This is a genomic window from Streptosporangium sp. CA-135522 (assembly GCF_050949235.1).
GTDB lineage: Bacteria > Actinomycetota > Actinomycetes > Streptosporangiales > Streptosporangiaceae > Streptosporangium.
The window spans coordinates 1,710,130-1,724,122 of the sequence record NZ_CP192026.1 but is presented as its reverse complement, the minus strand read 5'-3'; the positions used below and the strand labels follow the sequence as shown (position 1 = coordinate 1,724,122).

At 71.2% G+C, this 13,993-nt stretch carries 13 protein-coding genes and 1 pseudogene; 10 read left to right on the top strand and 4 right to left on the bottom strand.

From position 1 onward, the window contains the following. Nucleotides 1–12: 12 nt before the first annotated feature. The 4 genes from ACQPYK_RS08330 to ACQPYK_RS08315 all read left to right on the top strand — a co-directional run bounded on the left by ACQPYK_RS08330 (nucleotide 13) and on the right by ACQPYK_RS08315 (nucleotide 5,207). A complete protein-coding gene (locus tag ACQPYK_RS08330) occupies nucleotides 13–1,806 on the top strand; it encodes a substrate-binding and VWA domain-containing protein (protein ID WP_433252722.1) in 1,794 nt (597 codons plus the stop codon). 74 nt (nucleotides 1,807–1,880) lie between these two features. Beyond that, a complete protein-coding gene (locus tag ACQPYK_RS08325) occupies nucleotides 1,881–3,710 on the top strand; it encodes an extracellular solute-binding protein (protein ID WP_433252720.1) in 1,830 nt (609 codons plus the stop codon). Next, on the top strand, nucleotides 3,710–4,441 hold the full coding sequence (locus tag ACQPYK_RS08320; protein ID WP_433252717.1) for a hypothetical protein: 732 nt from the start codon (nucleotides 3,710–3,712) through the stop codon (nucleotides 4,439–4,441). Before ACQPYK_RS08325 ends, ACQPYK_RS08320 begins: the two co-directional genes overlap by 1 nt. Before the next feature lie 10 nt (nucleotides 4,442–4,451). Next, entirely contained in the window at nucleotides 4,452–5,207 is a 756-nt protein-coding gene (locus ACQPYK_RS08315; RefSeq protein WP_433252714.1) for a PspA/IM30 family protein, read from the top strand. A 64-nt stretch (nucleotides 5,208–5,271) separates the two neighbouring features. Here the strand turns inward: ACQPYK_RS08315 and ACQPYK_RS08310 are convergent, their stop codons facing one another. Further along, nucleotides 5,272–5,796 carry a cysteine dioxygenase gene (locus ACQPYK_RS08310; RefSeq protein WP_433252711.1) on the bottom strand — a complete coding sequence of 175 codons (525 nt, stop codon included), beginning with the start codon at nucleotides 5,794–5,796 and terminating at the stop codon, nucleotides 5,272–5,274. 74 nt (nucleotides 5,797–5,870) lie between these two features. Here ACQPYK_RS08310 and ACQPYK_RS08305 point away from each other — a divergent pair, with 74 nt between their 5' ends. The 4 genes from ACQPYK_RS08305 to ACQPYK_RS08290 all read left to right on the top strand — a co-directional run bounded on the left by ACQPYK_RS08305 (nucleotide 5,871) and on the right by ACQPYK_RS08290 (nucleotide 10,592). Next, entirely contained in the window at nucleotides 5,871–6,737 is an 867-nt protein-coding gene (locus tag ACQPYK_RS08305) for a LysR family transcriptional regulator (protein WP_433252708.1), read from the top strand. 167 nt (nucleotides 6,738–6,904) lie between these two features. Next, nucleotides 6,905–7,543 (top strand): LysE family translocator, encoded by a 639-nt coding sequence (locus tag ACQPYK_RS08300; protein ID WP_433252705.1) that lies wholly within the window; start codon nucleotides 6,905–6,907, stop codon nucleotides 7,541–7,543. A 191-nt stretch (nucleotides 7,544–7,734) separates the two neighbouring features. Next, a complete protein-coding gene (locus ACQPYK_RS08295) occupies nucleotides 7,735–9,045 on the top strand; it encodes a hypothetical protein (protein ID WP_433252702.1) in 1,311 nt (436 codons plus the stop codon). Continuing rightward, the gene (locus ACQPYK_RS08290; protein WP_433252699.1) at nucleotides 9,045–10,592 is read left to right on the top strand and encodes an acyl-CoA reductase; all 1,548 of its coding nucleotides are present in this window, start codon (nucleotides 9,045–9,047) and stop codon (nucleotides 10,590–10,592) included. The genes ACQPYK_RS08295 and ACQPYK_RS08290 overlap by 1 nt, the downstream gene beginning before the upstream one ends. A 27-nt stretch (nucleotides 10,593–10,619) precedes the next feature. Here ACQPYK_RS08290 and ACQPYK_RS08285 read toward each other — a convergent pair whose 3' ends face one another. The 3 genes and pseudogenes from ACQPYK_RS08285 to ACQPYK_RS08275 all read right to left on the bottom strand — a co-directional run. Beyond that, a complete protein-coding gene (locus ACQPYK_RS08285; protein ID WP_433252696.1) occupies nucleotides 10,620–11,591 on the bottom strand; it encodes an alpha/beta fold hydrolase in 972 nt (323 codons plus the stop codon). Continuing rightward, nucleotides 11,588–12,115, bottom strand: a complete 528-nt coding sequence (locus ACQPYK_RS08280; RefSeq protein ID WP_433258734.1) for a hypothetical protein — start codon at nucleotides 12,113–12,115, stop codon at nucleotides 11,588–11,590. Before ACQPYK_RS08280 ends, ACQPYK_RS08285 begins: the two co-directional genes overlap by 4 nt. A gap of 213 nt (nucleotides 12,116–12,328) precedes the next feature. Then, nucleotides 12,329–12,475 (bottom strand): annotated as a pseudogene (locus ACQPYK_RS08275) (Rieske 2Fe-2S domain-containing protein); the annotation flags it as partial. Between the two features lie 166 nt (nucleotides 12,476–12,641). Between ACQPYK_RS08275 and ACQPYK_RS08270 the strand changes: the two are divergent. Together ACQPYK_RS08270 and ACQPYK_RS08265 are read left to right on the top strand one after the other, a co-directional pair. Then, entirely contained in the window at nucleotides 12,642–13,052 is a 411-nt protein-coding gene (locus ACQPYK_RS08270) for a hypothetical protein (RefSeq protein WP_433252693.1), read from the top strand. Between the two features lie 4 nt (nucleotides 13,053–13,056). Beyond that, complete coding sequence (locus tag ACQPYK_RS08265; RefSeq protein ID WP_433252690.1) at nucleotides 13,057–13,986, top strand: TOMM precursor leader peptide-binding protein; 930 nt, start codon at nucleotides 13,057–13,059, stop codon at nucleotides 13,984–13,986. The last annotated feature ends 7 nt before the right edge of the window (nucleotides 13,987–13,993 follow it).

The window sequence follows — 13,993 nt, the reverse complement described above, 5'->3', positions numbered from 1 at the left end:
TACGATCATCGGATGGCCTACTCCCCCGCACGACCTCACCGGCGAATCCTGCCTTACCTCCTCGCCGTGGTGCTGGCCATCGGGCTGATCGCCGGGCTGCGCTGGTTCTTCGGCCAGGGCGGGGAGAGCGGGCAGGACGGACCGAGCGCGTGCTCCGGCGAATCGGTGAAGATCCGGGTGGCGTCCTCCCAGGACAAGATCTGGATCCTGCGCGAGGCGGCCAAGGACTACAGCGGGCGGTCCGTGGCCGGGCGCTGCGCCGAGGTGGCCGTCGACGAGGCCAACTCCGGCACCACGATGCGGGCGCTGGCCAGGGGGTGGAAGGAGCAGACCGACGGCAAGCGGCCGGACGTCTGGTCCCCCGCCGCCTCCGCGTGGGTGACGCTGCTGCGCCAGCAGGCGTCCAACGCCGACGGCACCGTGCCGGTCGCCGACGGCGCGCCGGCCCCGATCGTGACCGCGCCCCTGGTCTTCGCCATGCCCAAGCCGATGGCCGAGGCGCTGGGCTGGCCGGGCAAGGCGATCGGCTGGGCGGAGCTGGCCGAGCTGGCGGCCGACCCGAAGGGCTGGGCGAGGTACGGTCACCCCGAGTGGGGCCAGTTCAAACTGGGCAAGACCAACCCCAACTTCTCCACCAGCGGCCTGAACGCCACCATCGGCGCCTACTTCGCCGCCACCGGCACCACCTCCGACCTGACCGCCGGTGACGTGGCCGACGCCAAGACCAGAAACTTCGTGCGGGGCGTCGAGCAGTCGATCGTGCACTACGGCGACATCTCCATGACGTTCCTGGGCAACCTGCTGCGTGCCGACGACCGGGGCGAGGCGATGGCCTACATCTCCGCGATCACCGTCGAGGAGAACTCGGTCATCGCCTACAACCGGGGCAACCCCTCGGGCAACCCGGCCACCCTGGGCAAGCACGCTCCGCCGCGCACCCCGCTGGTGGCCGTCAATCCCAAGGAGGGAACCCTCTTCTCCGACCATCCCTACGTCCCGCTGACCTGGATGGACCCGGCCAAGAAGGCCGTGGCCGACGATTTCCTGGCCTACCTGCACAGCGCCCCGGCACAGGCGAAGTTCCAGGAGTACGGCTACCGCGGTTTCGACGGCAAACCCAGCCCACAGGCCACCAGGGAGAACGGCGTCATCGCCGACGCGAAGATCACCACGCTCAGCCCGCCCACCCCCGCCGTCCTGGACAAGGTCCTCAAAAGCTGGTCGGAGCTGCGCAAGCGGGCCAACGTGCTGATCGTCGTGGACAAGTCCGGCTCGATGGAGGAAGAGGCCTCGGGCACCGGTGAGACCCGCCTGGAGCTGGCCAAGAAGGCCGCGGTCAACGCGCTGCCGCAGTTCCGGGGGGACGACAAGGTCGGCCTGTGGGCCTTCTCCACCAGGCAGGACGGTGACAAGGACTACCGGGAGCTGGTCCCGATCGACTCGGTGGCGAAGTCCGGCCGGGCGCTGCGCGACCAGCTCAACGGGCTGACCGTCGGGGGCGGGACGGGCCTGTACGACACCACGCTCGCGGCCGTCGAGCGGATGCGCGGAGCCCGGGACCCCGGGGCGATCAACGCGGTGGTCTTCCTCACCGACGGCAAGAACGAGAAGTCCGGCGGCATCGACCTGGACAACCTGCTCGGCAGGCTCAAGCCCGATGTGCGACTGTTCACCATCGGCTACGGCGAGGGCGCAGACCAGGGCGTGCTCAAGCGGATCGCCGAAGCCACCGACGGAGCCGCCTACGACTCCTCCCGGGCCGACACCATCGACCAGGTCTTCACCAGCGTCATCTCCAACTTCTGATCGCACCCCCTTCCCGGCGAACTCTGGCGGGAGCTCATTCGTCGGATAAGTACTGACACCACCGGGAGGCCGGGTTGTACCAGCAGCCGCAGCGATCGCGCAGGAACTTCGCCCCGTTCGTCATCGCGGTCATTCTGGCCGGAGCGCTGATCGTCGGCCTGCGGCTGTACGTCGGGAGCAAGGAGGCGGATCGGCCCCGAGGCGCCGGCCAGACCGCCGAACAGACCAAGGCCTGCGGCGGCGACGGGATCACCCTGACCGTGGCGGCGTCGTCGGAGAAGGCCGAGCTGCTGCGGACGATCGCGGCCGGCTACAACGGCCGGAAGGTCGGCGGGCGCTGCGCCGACGTGGTCGTCGAGACCAAGGCCAGCGGCGGGGCGATGCAGGCGCTGGCCCGCGGCTGGGACGAGCGTCAGGACGGCCCGCGCCCCGACGTCTGGTCCCCGGCCAGCAGCGGCTGGGTCGCCCTGCTCCAGCAGCGCGTCGCGCAGAGCGACGCGGCTTCCCTGGTCGCCGTCGAGAACCCGTCGATCGCCAAGACGCCGCTGGTCATCGCGATGCCCAAGCCGATGGCCGAGGCCCTGGGCTGGCCGGGCAAGGAGCTCGGCTGGTCCGACCTGCTGGACCTGGCGGCCGGGTCCTGGGCCAAGTACGACCATCCGGAGTGGGGCCAGTTCAAGCTGGGCAAGACCAACCCCAACTTCTCCACCAGCGGCCTGAACGCCACCGTCGGCGCCTACTTCGCCGCCACCGGTCTGTCGGGCGACCTGTCGGAGAAGAACGTGGCCGACCCCAAGGCGAGAGATTTCGTGCGGGGCGTGGAACGCTCGATCGTGCACTACGGCGACACCACTCTGACCTTCCTGTCGAACCTGCAGCGGGCCGACGACGCGGGAGCGGGGCTGAGCTACATCTCCGCGGTGGCCGTGGAGGAGAAGTCGGTCTGGGACTACAACCAGGGCAACCCCACGGGCGACCCGAAGACGCTGGGCAAGCACGGCAAGCCCAAGGTGCCGCTGGTGGCGATCTATCCCAAGGAGGGCACGCTCTCCTCCGACAACCCCTACGCCGTGCTGGCCGCCCCCTGGGTGGACGACGCCAAGCGGCAGGTGGCCGCCGACTTCCTGAAGCACCTGCAGGCCCCGGAGCAGCAAAGGCGCTTCGCCGAGTTCGCCTTCCGCTCCTACGAGGGGAAGCCGGGCGAGCTGATCACCGAGGCGAACGGCCTGCAGCCCGCCGAGCCGAAGACGACGCTGAGCGCGCCCGCCCCGAACGTGCTGGACAAGGTGCTCGCCAGCTGGGCCGACCTGCGCAAGCCCGCGAACGTGCTCATGGTGATCGACGTCTCCGGCTCGATGGGCGCCTCCGTGCCCGGCACCGGCCGCAGCAAGCTGGACCTGGCCAAGCAGGCCGCGATCAACGCCCTGCCCCAGTTCGGCCCGCACGACAAGGTCGGGCTGTGGATGTTCTCCACCCAGCGGGACGGCGCCAAGGACTATCTGGAGCTGGCTCCGCTGAACACCGTGGACACCGCCCAGCGCAAGGACCTGCGCTCCCGGCTCGAGGGACTGACCCCCGACGGCGGGACCGGCCTGTACGACACCGCTCTCGCCGCCTACCGGCACGTGCGCGACCGGCACAGCGGTGACGCGATCAACGCGGTGGTCTTCCTGACCGACGGCAAGAACGAGGACGCCAACAGCCTCTCGCTGGAGAACCTGCTGCCCGACCTGCGCACCGAGTCCGTCGAGGAGTCGGTGCGGATGTTCACGATCGCCTACGGTCAGGACGCCGACCTCGACGTGCTCAGGAAGATCTCCGAAACGACCAGCGCGGCCGCCTACGACTCTCGCAAACCTGGAAGTATCGACCAGGTGTTCACCGCGGTGGTATCCAACTTCTGATGTCCCGATTCATCGATGAGTTACGAGATCCTTGGGGTCTGTTGCTCGGCGCGACCGCCGGGGGCGCCGCCTGGGCCGTCAGCGTGCACCCGGCCGCCGCCGGATTCGTCGGGCTGACCGTCTGGCTCGCCAAGTCGGGAATCGCCGCCCTTCAGGGTCGTGCCGGCCGTACGGCCGCGGCCATCGCCCCCGGCAGCAAGGAGGCCTACTGGCTGCGGCGGGCCGGCTCGGCGGCGCGCGGCTTCGGCGAGCTGAGCGCCTCCATGGAGCACGGCCCGCTGGCCGAGCGCATCGCGCTGATGCGCCCCCAGGTGGACGACTCGACGGCCACGCTGGAGCGCCTGGCCGAACAGGCCTCGCTCACCGGCACCGCGCTGGCCAGGTTCGACCTCGACCGGCTCGGACAGGAGCACGCACGGCTGACGAGCGCCCGGAAGAAGGCCAAGAAGGAGCTGGTCCACGACATCGACCGGGCGCTCACCTCGCTGGCCTCCCAGCAGGCCGTGGTCGACCGGCTCACCAAGACCCGCGACCGGGTGCTGGCCCGGATGGAGTCGAGCACGATCAGCATCGAGGGGCTGGTCGCCCGGGTGGTGGAGCTGTCGGCGATGTCGGCGACCAGATCGCTGGAGTCGACCCGGATGCTCGACGAGCTCGCGGACAACCTCGAAGGGGTCCGTCAGGGCCTGCACGAAACCGAACAGATCACTCGCGACGCGCTGGATCGCTAAGGAGCCCCCCATGTTCAAGGTCATCCGTCGCGCCTGGCGCTATCTGGCCTTCGCCCTGTCCGGCCGGTTGAACGAGCTGGCCGATCCCAGGGTTCAGATCGAGCAGGCGATCCAGGAGGCCAAGGAGCAGCACCAGCGGCTGAGCCAGCAGGCGGCCGCGGTCATCGGCAACGAGCGCGAGCTGGAGATGAAGCTCACCCGTTCGCTGGAGGAGGCCGAGAAACTCCAGGCCAACGCCCGCCAGGCCGTGCTGCTGGCCGAGCAGGCGCGGGCGGCGGGCGACGAGCGCAAGGCGTTGTCCTACGAGGACTCCGCCCGAGCCTTCGCCTCCCGGCTGGTGGCGGCCGAGACCGCGATGCAGGACGCCCAGCTCATGCACGAGCGGGCCCGGCAGTCCTCCGCCCAGGCCCGCGCGGCGGTCGAGACCAACGCGATGGCCCTGCAGCGGAAGATCGCCGAGCGGATGCGCCTGCTCTCCCAGCTCGACCAGGCGAAGATGCAGGAGCAGCTCAACAAGGCCATGGGCGACCTGTCCGGCCTCACCCCCGCCGGGGACACCCCGACCATGAACGAGGTCCGCGAGAAGATCGAGAAGCGCTACGCCCGCGCCCTCGGCGAGGCCGAGCTGACCTCCAACTCCGTCGAGGCCCGGATGATCGAGGTCGAGCGTGCCGCCATCGACGTCGAGGGCGCCGCCCGCCTGGAGGCCATCAAGGAGAGCCTGCGCCGTGGCGACCGCCCCGAGGTCCCCAAGATCGAGGGCTGAGGTCAGCGGACGGGCAGATCGTGCGCCGCGACCGCCCCGAGGCCCCCAAGATCGAAGGCTGAGGTCAGCGGACGGGCAGATCGTAGACCCGGCGAACGCTGCTCGGGGCGGCGCTGAGGTCCGCGCCGTAGATGTGGAGGGAGATCGCCGTGCTGTCGCCGGTGTTGAGGACCCGGTGGATGTCCCCGGGCGGGGCGAAGCCGCTGACCTCTCCCACCTGGTTGGCCGTCCGGCCGATCTCCGTCAGGTGGTCGCCGTCGAGACGGTAGAGCGTCTCGTACTCGACCCCCTGCAGGACGCCGAACGCGCACCAGGCGATGTGGTCGTGGATCACGGTTCCCTGACCCGGCCGCCAGACCACCGCCAGGATGGAGAAGGCCGCCTCGGTGTGGAGGGTGTGACCGATGTAGTGATCGGGATCTCCCAGGCGCTCCTGCTCGGTGAGGATCTCGGGAGAGGGCAACCGTTCACGCAGCATGTCGGCCACGGCGAAGGCCGTGGTCCGGGGGGCGTCGGATCGGGCGGTCAGCTCCCGGACTCCGGCGACCAACTCCGCCAGGCCGGGACGGGCGAGCGTCAAGGTTTCCATGTCTCAAGCGTGCGCCGAACTATCCATAACGTCTAATGCCTATCTTTCCGCTTATTAATAGATAATGTTGATACATGCTTGATGTCGTACGGCTTCGTGTCCTCGCCGCCGTGGCCAAGCACGGATCGGTCACCGCCGCGGCCAGGGAGCTGCACTACTCCCAGCCCTCGGTCAGCCACCATCTCGCCCGGCTCGAGACCGAGACCGGCGCCAAGCTGATCCAGCGGGTCGGCCGGGGCATCCGGCTGACCGAGGCGGGCCGCCTGCTGGCGGAGCGGGCCACCGAGATCGTCGGCCGCATCGACTCCGCCTCCGCCGAGCTCTCTGCCCACGTGGGCCTGCGCGCGGGCCGGGCCAGACTGGCCGCCTTCCCCTCGGCCCTGGGCACGTTCGTGCCGGAGGCCGCCGCCCTGCTCGCCAGGGACCACCCCGGTCTGCAGCTGCGCCTGACCGAGACCGAGCCACCGGAGGCGCTGCGCATGCTCCGCGCGGGCTACGTGGACGTGGCGGTCATCTTCCGCTACGACGACACCGCCCCGGAGGACGACGGCATCCGGCTGGTCCACCTGCTGGACGACCCCAGTTATCTGATCACCTCCGGCCGGACCGGTGATCTGCTCGCACACCGCGACAGCCGCTGGATCGGAGGCTGCGACCGGTGCCGCAGCCATCTGCTGGAGCTGTGCGCCAGGACGGGATTCGAGCCGGAGATCGCCTTCACCACCGACGACATCGTCGCCGTCCAGGCCCTGGTGGCGGCCGGGATCGGGGTGACGGTCCTGCCCGCCCTCGCTCTGCAGTCGCACCGCCACCCGAAGGTCAACGCGGTCGAGCTGCCCGGCTCGACCCGGCACGTCTACGCCGCCACCTACGGCGAGCCCCCCGATCCCCCGGCGACCACCGCCCTGCTGGCCGCCCTGACCTCCGCGATCCGCGCGTAGGCCGCCCTCCTCGGATCGCCGAGGGCACGGGCAGGTCCCCGGCCGCCCGAGGCACCGGGACGGGCGGTGTCCGCCGGGCTTCGCCGGTTTTCGGCCGGGTACGGCGGCCGCCGTACCCGGCCGAAATTCGAAGGCGCTCAGAAAACGGCCAGGTTTATGATCCAGGTATGCCGGATCTAACGACAATTGCGCTTTTCGCCGCCGCGACGCTCGCCCTGCTGCTCGTACCGGGCCCCGCGGTCCTTTACATCGTGACCCGCAGCGTCGCCCAGGGCCGCGGCGCCGGACTGGTGTCGGTGCTGGGCATCCACCTCGGCTCCGTGGTCCACGTGGCCGCCGCCGCCCTGGGCGTCAGCGCCCTGCTGGCCGCCTCGGCGACCGCGTTCGCCCTGGTCAAGTATCTGGGCGCGGCGTATCTGGTCTGGCTGGGCATCCGCAAGCTGATGACCCGAACGGACGGGGCCGAGGCCGCCGAGCCGCCGACCGCCACCCGGTCCCGGATGTTCTGGGAGGGCTTCGTGGTCAACGTGCTCAACCCGAAGACCGCGATCTTCTTCCTGGCCTTCCTGCCGCAGTTCACCGACCCCTCCAAGGGCCCGATCGCCCCGCAGATCCTGCTGCTCGGCGCGGTCTGGATCGCGCTCGGCCTGTCCAGCGACGGCGCCTTCGCCCTGCTCTCCTCGGCCATGGCGGGCCGGCTGCGCCGCTCCGCCCGTGCCCGCCGCCGCCTCGACGTCACCAGCGGCGTGGTCTATCTGGGCCTGGGCGCCGTCGCGGCCCTCAGCGGCGAGAGCGCCAAGGCCTGACAGGCCCGCGGGCGAGAGCGCGCCCGTCGCGCCTCCCGCCTCCCGTGATCGACCGCGCAAAGAAATTCGATAATACATTTTATGGCATTTCTTGATAAATATACATATGCCATTCGGCGCGGCCGGCAATCGCCTTCGTATTCTCCGTTCACGGGGTGGCCAGGACGCCGAATACGAGCGACGATCGAACGGTGCCCGGTCCGAATCCACGGCTGACGGCCGTCTCCCCCCTGCAGGCCCTGCTCGTCTGCACCCGGCTCTGGTCCGCGGGAGCCGTGATCGACGAGGACGCGGCGGCCCGGATGCGGGAGGCCGCCCTCGTCGACAACCATCGTCGCTACGCCACCGCGATCCCCGCGTACGCCGCGCTGGTCGGCGGATCGCCCGCCGCGACGACCACCCTGACCGACATCCGCGATCGTTTCCTGGTCACCGACGAACTCTTCAAGAGCTATGACCCGGCCTGGTTGGAGGGAGGGTCGGCCGAGCTGTCCCGCTGGCTGGGATCGATCTTCATCGAGCGGCTCACCGACCTGGAGACCGACGCCGGCGACCTCGGCCGGTGGCGTGCCGCGCTGAAGCGGCAGGGGGTGTACGTCACCTTCTCCAGCGGCACCGGAGGACGGCCGTCCATCGTGCCGCGAGACCGCCCGACCCTCGCCGCGCTCCGCGCCGCGTCCGGCGTGCGCCTGCCGTGGGCGCTGGAGGCGGGCGGCTACGACTTCCTCCAACTCCTCGCCCCCGGGCTGGGCCTCGGCATCCAGTCGGGAGCGACCGGCCTGGCCGCCGGGGCGGTCCGCGTCCATCACCTGCGGGCCACCCCGTTCGACCTCCGCTCCCTGACCGGGCCGGCGCCACCCCGGCCCGTCCCCGACCACGACGCCGCCGCCGACTTCCTGGCACGGTCGGAGCGGCCCGTGCTCGTGTTCGGCACCCCCTCGGAGGTCTCCGACCTCGTCGATCACCTCTCGTCGGCGGGACGGCGGGTCCCGTTGCCGCCGGGCAGCCGGGTCGTCACCGGAGGCGGCTGGAAGGGGCGCACCGCGATCCTGCGGGAGGCCCTGGTCGAGGGGGTGGCCGGCCGCCTGGGCGTGCCGCCTGACCGGTGCGTCGACGTCTACTCCACCTCGGAGCTGAACACGGTCTTCCCGACCTGCGTCAACGGCCGCTACCACGTTCCCCCCTGCGTCGAGCCCGTCGTCGTGGACGATCTCCTGACCCCCGTGGGCGGCGATGACGCGGAGGGCAGGCTGGCCGTGCTGGATCCGTTCGCGCTGTCCTATCCGGGATTCATCGTCACCGGTGACGCCGTACGGCTCCGCCGGAGCCGGTGCGGATGCGGCCTGACGGGACCGACCCTGGCCGCGCCGATCGTGCGTGCCGCCGGCGCCGGAGAGCGCGGATGCGGCACCGTGGACGCCGCCGTGGACGCTGTGGACGGCGCCACGGACGGCACCATGGACGATGCCGTGGACGGCATCGTGCGGGGCACCGTCCCGTGATGATCGACGCCCGCACGATCGCCGGAACGCAGCTCGTCCGGCTCCCGGCCGTGGTCCGGGGAAGCGTCGTCATGCCGCCCTGGCCCCGGGTGGGGGACGTCCGCCGGGTCGTCGCCGAGCGGGAAGCGCGTCGTGCGCACGGCCCGACCGACGACGGCTGCTATCTGATCGGGCGGCCGGTGGTCGACCGCGACACCCTGGAGCTCACCGGTGAGACGCAGGTGCTCGTCCTGCCCGCCCCGGAGGCGTCCTCGCTGCTCGAACCGGATCCGGCGGGGGCTCTGCTCGAACTCGCGCGCACCCCGGTGCCGGACGTGCTCGCCTTCGTGGACGCGGTCGGGCGGGCACTGGTCTCGCGATCGGCCGAGATCGCCGAGGCGGGGGCACTGCTGGCCGCGACCTCACTGGTCACCGACCGGGCGCACCACGCCTTCCTCGCCCAGTTGCCCGCGCTCTTCGACGGTGCCGCCGTCGGCCGCATGATCGAGCGCGACCTCGGAACGGCCGCCCTCGACGCCTGGTCGGAGATCGGCGAGGGGACCGTCTCGGGGATGACCGCGCGCTTCGTGGACCACGCGTGCCGGACGCCGGCCGCCCTGCGGGCCGTACCGACCCGGCAGCTCCACCTGACCGCGGGAAACGCGCCCGTGGTCCCGGTCGTCTCCCTGCTGTGGGCATGGGCGACGAAGGGCGCCGCCGTCATCAAGCCGGCCGCCGAGGCCGCCGCGCTGATCGTCGCGCTGGGCGCGGCGCTGCGGGCCGCCGATCCCTCCCACCCGCTGGCCAGGCACACGACGCTCGCCTACTGGCGTGGCGGGGACCGGCGGGTGGAGACGGCGCTGCTGGCCGACGGAGCCTTCGACCGGCGGGTCGTCTGGGGAACGGCCGAGACGGTGGGCAGCGTGACGGCCCGCGGCGGAACCACCGACACCCTGATCATGGGCCCCCGGTTCTCGCTGAGCCTGATCGGAGCCGAACTGGTCCGGTCGGATCCGGAGGCGGCGGCCCGCCGTGCCGCGGTCGACTCGCTGATCGCCAACCAGGCCGCCTGTACCTCGTCGCTGCTGCACGTCGTGGAATGCGACGCCGCCACGGCCGACGACTACGCGCGCACGCTGGCGGGGGTGCTGGCCGGTTGGGACAGGGCGCTCCCGCATCACCCCTCGCGGCGGGCGCAGGAACGCCTCACCCGGTTGCGCAGGGGGTTGCTCGGCACCGCACGCTGGTATGTCAACGGCGACTGGCCCGAGGTGTCGTCGGCGGTCGTGCGGACCGACGGCGCCTTCGACCTCGCGCACCACCCCGGTTCCCGGCTCGTCCTGGTCCGGGCGGTCGACGACCTTCGGCACGCGCTGCCCTGGCTGGGGCCGGGCGTCTCGACCGTCGGCGTGGCCCCCGAGGAGGTCCGGCTGAGCCTGCGGGACGCCGTCGCCGCCCGCGGGGTCGACAACGTCGTCCCCCTCGGCGCGGCCGAGCATGGATACGCGGGGCGCCCGCACGACGGCATGCGGGTGCTCAGTCGGCTGGTCCGGTGGGTCAACGGCTGACGACCTCTGCCGGACCGTAGCGGCCGCTCACCCGTCACCGGAGGGCTCTCCCCCGCCGGAGATCTCCGCGCCGGCCGGGTACGGTGACCGGCCGGGGTCGGCGCCGGCGAGGTGCGCACCGACGATCTCCAGGGCGGCGCGCGGCTCCTCCAGCAGGGCGAGATGTCCCGTGCCGGGAAGGGTTCGCAGGAGCCCGCCGGGCGCCGCGGCCGCGATCGTCTCGGCGCAGGCCCGGTGCGCCGGGATCTCGCCGTCGCCCACCAGGACGAGGAAGGGCGCGGCCACCGCCGACAGCCGGGTCACCGGCTGCCTGGGCTCCAGCAGGCGGCGCATGCCGATGCCGTCGAGCTCGTCCCAGGCGTGTCGCCCGATGACGTCGGCGAGCGCGGAGTGCGCCGTGGGGCGCGCCGCGATCCCCCCGAAGATCGGACGGCACGACATCCACAGTGCGGTCATCGGCGCGTCGGAGCCGGCGTTGCGGCGCAGGAGCGCGAGATCGAGGTAGTGGCGCTCGATGGCCCGCTCCTGCGGCCCGCCCGCGTAGGACGGCGCGGCGAGCGTCCACGAGCCGAACGCGCCGGGATGGCGCAGCGCCATCTCCAGGGCGAGGACGGTGCCGAAGGAGAGGGCGACGATGTGCCGGACGCCGGCCTTCAGCGCGCGGTCCACCAGCAGGTCGGCGAGCGCGGCGCGGTCCTCTCCCGCTCTCAGCGGCCTCGACCGCCCGTGCCAGGGAAGATCGACCGCCACGTGCCCCCGATCCGGCAGGTGCCGCCAGAGCCGTGGCCATATGGCGGAGCTCATCGTGTAGCCGTGCAGCCACAGCACGCCGGCGTCTCGCCCCTGCCGGGCGGTGACGGCCAGTCCGTCCCAGTCGTCGGTGGTCGCCGGGGCGTCCCGGCCCCCGGCCCCATCGCCCGCGAGGCCGTCCTCGGTGCCCGCCGGGTGGTTCCCACCGCCGTTCCCGGTGCTCGCCGGACCGCTCCGGTCGCCGCTCATCTGATGCCGCCGAACCGGCGGCAGTACGCCCGGTAGGCGCGCACGAGCTCGTCGCCCTCGGTGTATCGGGGGACGACGGAGGTGTCGAGGTGCTCCCAGATCACCGCGTCCTGCTCGAATGCGGTGCGGCTGCCGCTGACGAGTGAGGCGATCTCCCGGACGGTCGGCGGCCCCGAGGCCCTGCGCCTGGGGACCGCGACCGTCACCCTGATCACGCAGGCGCCGTCGCTCGCGGGGGTGGCCGCGGTGATGACGACGTTGGGCTCGTCCGGCGACCCCAGCTCCGTCGCCACCAGGTTCGGGCTGAAGACCAGGGCGTGGAACCGGGCCCTGGCCGGGTCCTCCCGTGGATCGCCGGCCTGCCAGCGGTTGGGACGGACCATGTCGAGATCACCCTCGACGCTGAGCGACCCGCCCTCGGCCGGGCGGATGCTCAGCCGGGGGCGCCTGTCGAGCCCGTGGACCGGGGCGAAATGGTCGGCGTCGAAGACGTTCTCGATGACGTATTCCGCCGGGACCTTCACGCGCAACGAAAAACCCGAGACGATTCGATGGCTTTTTTGTAGGTTCGTCAGGAAATCTTCTAGCCCGGTGTCGCACGAGGGGTCAGGCAGGACGAAAAGGCCACCGGCCCGCACCATGGAACGATGACCGCCGACCCGGAAGCGCCCGGTTCCGCCGTTTCCCAAATGCACCCGATGGCCATGGAAAGGGCAAATAAGAGCATTTCCATCAATCTTTCCGCCATATCCGAGATGCGCCCCTCTGTGTGGACATGTCGCGTCATAAACCCCAAGGCAGGAGCCGTTGCGGACGGCGATCAACGGACGCCCACCGCAGTCGAGAACGGTGACGTCCTCGCCGAGATCGGATTCGAACGCCACCTGTGACCATCCCGAGGAGATCAACGATCGCCACCCCTTCCATCGATTAACGGCCGCGGCCGCCCCGCCGTAAAAATCAGTTGGAAGAATGATTATTGTTTATTGCTTGTTAAGTGTCGAGAGCTTATGGTAAGGGCACGGCGACCGACCGAGAGAGGTAATTCGAATGACCGAGAACAATCCGTTCAAAGATCCGTCGGCGGGTTCGGCGGGAGAGCCCGACGACCTCCAGCTCGGCGAGAATCTCAAGGGCAAGGAGCAGCTACGGACCGTCAGTGACCTGGGCCTGGTGACCCCCGAGCGGCTGCAGCAGCTGCCCAGGATCCGCGACCTCACGGTCCACGACCTCAACGACCTCGCCTCCGAGTTCAGCGGCATCGCCACCGGAAACGACCGCGTCTCCTCGCTGTCCCTCGACGACCTGCAGGACCTGGAGGGGGTGTTCTTCGAGTTCAAGCGCAACGTCGGCAGTGGCCTGGTCAGGCGCAACGGCAACATCCGCAGCGTCGACGTCTCGTGCTGCTGCTGCACCCCCTGCTGCTCGTGCGCCGCGGCCGACATGAGCCCGGTCTCCTAGCGCCTTGGCCACTTCAGAGCCGTTGAGCGCACGGGAGCTCCAGGTGGCCCACCTGGGCCCGGACGAGGCCATCGTTAAACGCGGGCTGACGGAGGTGCGGCTGACCGCCCCGGGAATCGGCGCCGTGCTCAGCCGGGTGATCACTCTCGCGGACGGATCGCGTTCGCCGGACGAGCTCGTCGGCGCCTTCCCACCGCAGGAGCGGCAGAGCGCCCACGAGGTGATCCTCACCCTGACGTCCCGGGGCATGCTCGGCGAAGACGCCGGGCACGACCCGATGGCGCGATTCTGGGAGAGCGTGGCCCGGCTGGCTCCGGACGGGGCGGGCGAGGTCGCGAAGTCGGCGGTGCTCGTCACCGGAACCGGCCGGGTCGCCGAGTCCCTCGCCCGGTCCCTGACGGCCTGCGGCGTGGGCCGAGTCGAGAGCCGGCCCGCGCCCGCGGCGGACGAGGACGGCTGGGACCTGTGGTGCGCCGCGGCCGACGGCCCGGCCGACCCCGCTCTCGTCGAGGTGGCGCGGCGCGCGCTGGAGGCGCGGGCCGTGCTGCTGCCCGTCTGGATCGACGACCTCGTCATCCGGGTCGGCCCGCTCACCCATCCCTTCGACACCGCCTGCCTGCGCTGCTATCTCCTGCGGACCGACTCCGATGACGTGTGGCACCAGGCTCACGCGCTGCTGCGCGCCCAGCGGTCACCCGGCGCCGGATTCCTGCCCTCGATGCCGGCGGTGGCCGCGGAGGTGGCGGCCACCGAGGCCGTCAAACACCTGTGCGGGTTGCCGGTGACCGCGTGCGGCCGCGTCATCGAGGTCAGCCTGGTGCCCTTCCACACGGCCGTGCGCCGGGTGCTGCGCGTGCCGCGCTGCCCTGACTGCAGCGGGACCGCCCGGCAGGGCGCCCCCGTGATCAGTCACGGCTCCCAGCTGGTGGAGTGACCCCGTC

Bases quoted from the DNA above. Each gene is read 5' to 3' on its own strand.
- ACQPYK_RS08330 (WP_433252722.1), top strand. From the start codon at position 13: ATGGCCTACTCCCCCGCACGACCTCACCGGCGAATCCTGCCTTACCTC.
- ACQPYK_RS08320 (WP_433252717.1), top strand. From the start codon at position 3,710: ATGTCCCGATTCATCGATGAGTTACGAGATCCTTGGGGTCTGTTGCTC.
- ACQPYK_RS08315 (WP_433252714.1), top strand. From the start codon at position 4,452: ATGTTCAAGGTCATCCGTCGCGCCTGGCGCTATCTGGCCTTCGCCCTG.
- ACQPYK_RS08310 (WP_433252711.1), bottom strand. From the start codon at position 5,796: ATGGAAACCTTGACGCTCGCCCGTCCCGGCCTGGCGGAGTTGGTCGCC.
- ACQPYK_RS08305 (WP_433252708.1), top strand. From the start codon at position 5,871: ATGCTTGATGTCGTACGGCTTCGTGTCCTCGCCGCCGTGGCCAAGCAC.
- ACQPYK_RS08300 (WP_433252705.1), top strand. From the start codon at position 6,905: ATGCCGGATCTAACGACAATTGCGCTTTTCGCCGCCGCGACGCTCGCC.
- ACQPYK_RS08290 (WP_433252699.1), top strand. From the start codon at position 9,045: ATGATCGACGCCCGCACGATCGCCGGAACGCAGCTCGTCCGGCTCCCG.
- ACQPYK_RS08285 (WP_433252696.1), bottom strand. From the start codon at position 11,591: ATGAGCGGCGACCGGAGCGGTCCGGCGAGCACCGGGAACGGCGGTGGG.
- ACQPYK_RS08270 (WP_433252693.1), top strand. From the start codon at position 12,642: ATGACCGAGAACAATCCGTTCAAAGATCCGTCGGCGGGTTCGGCGGGA.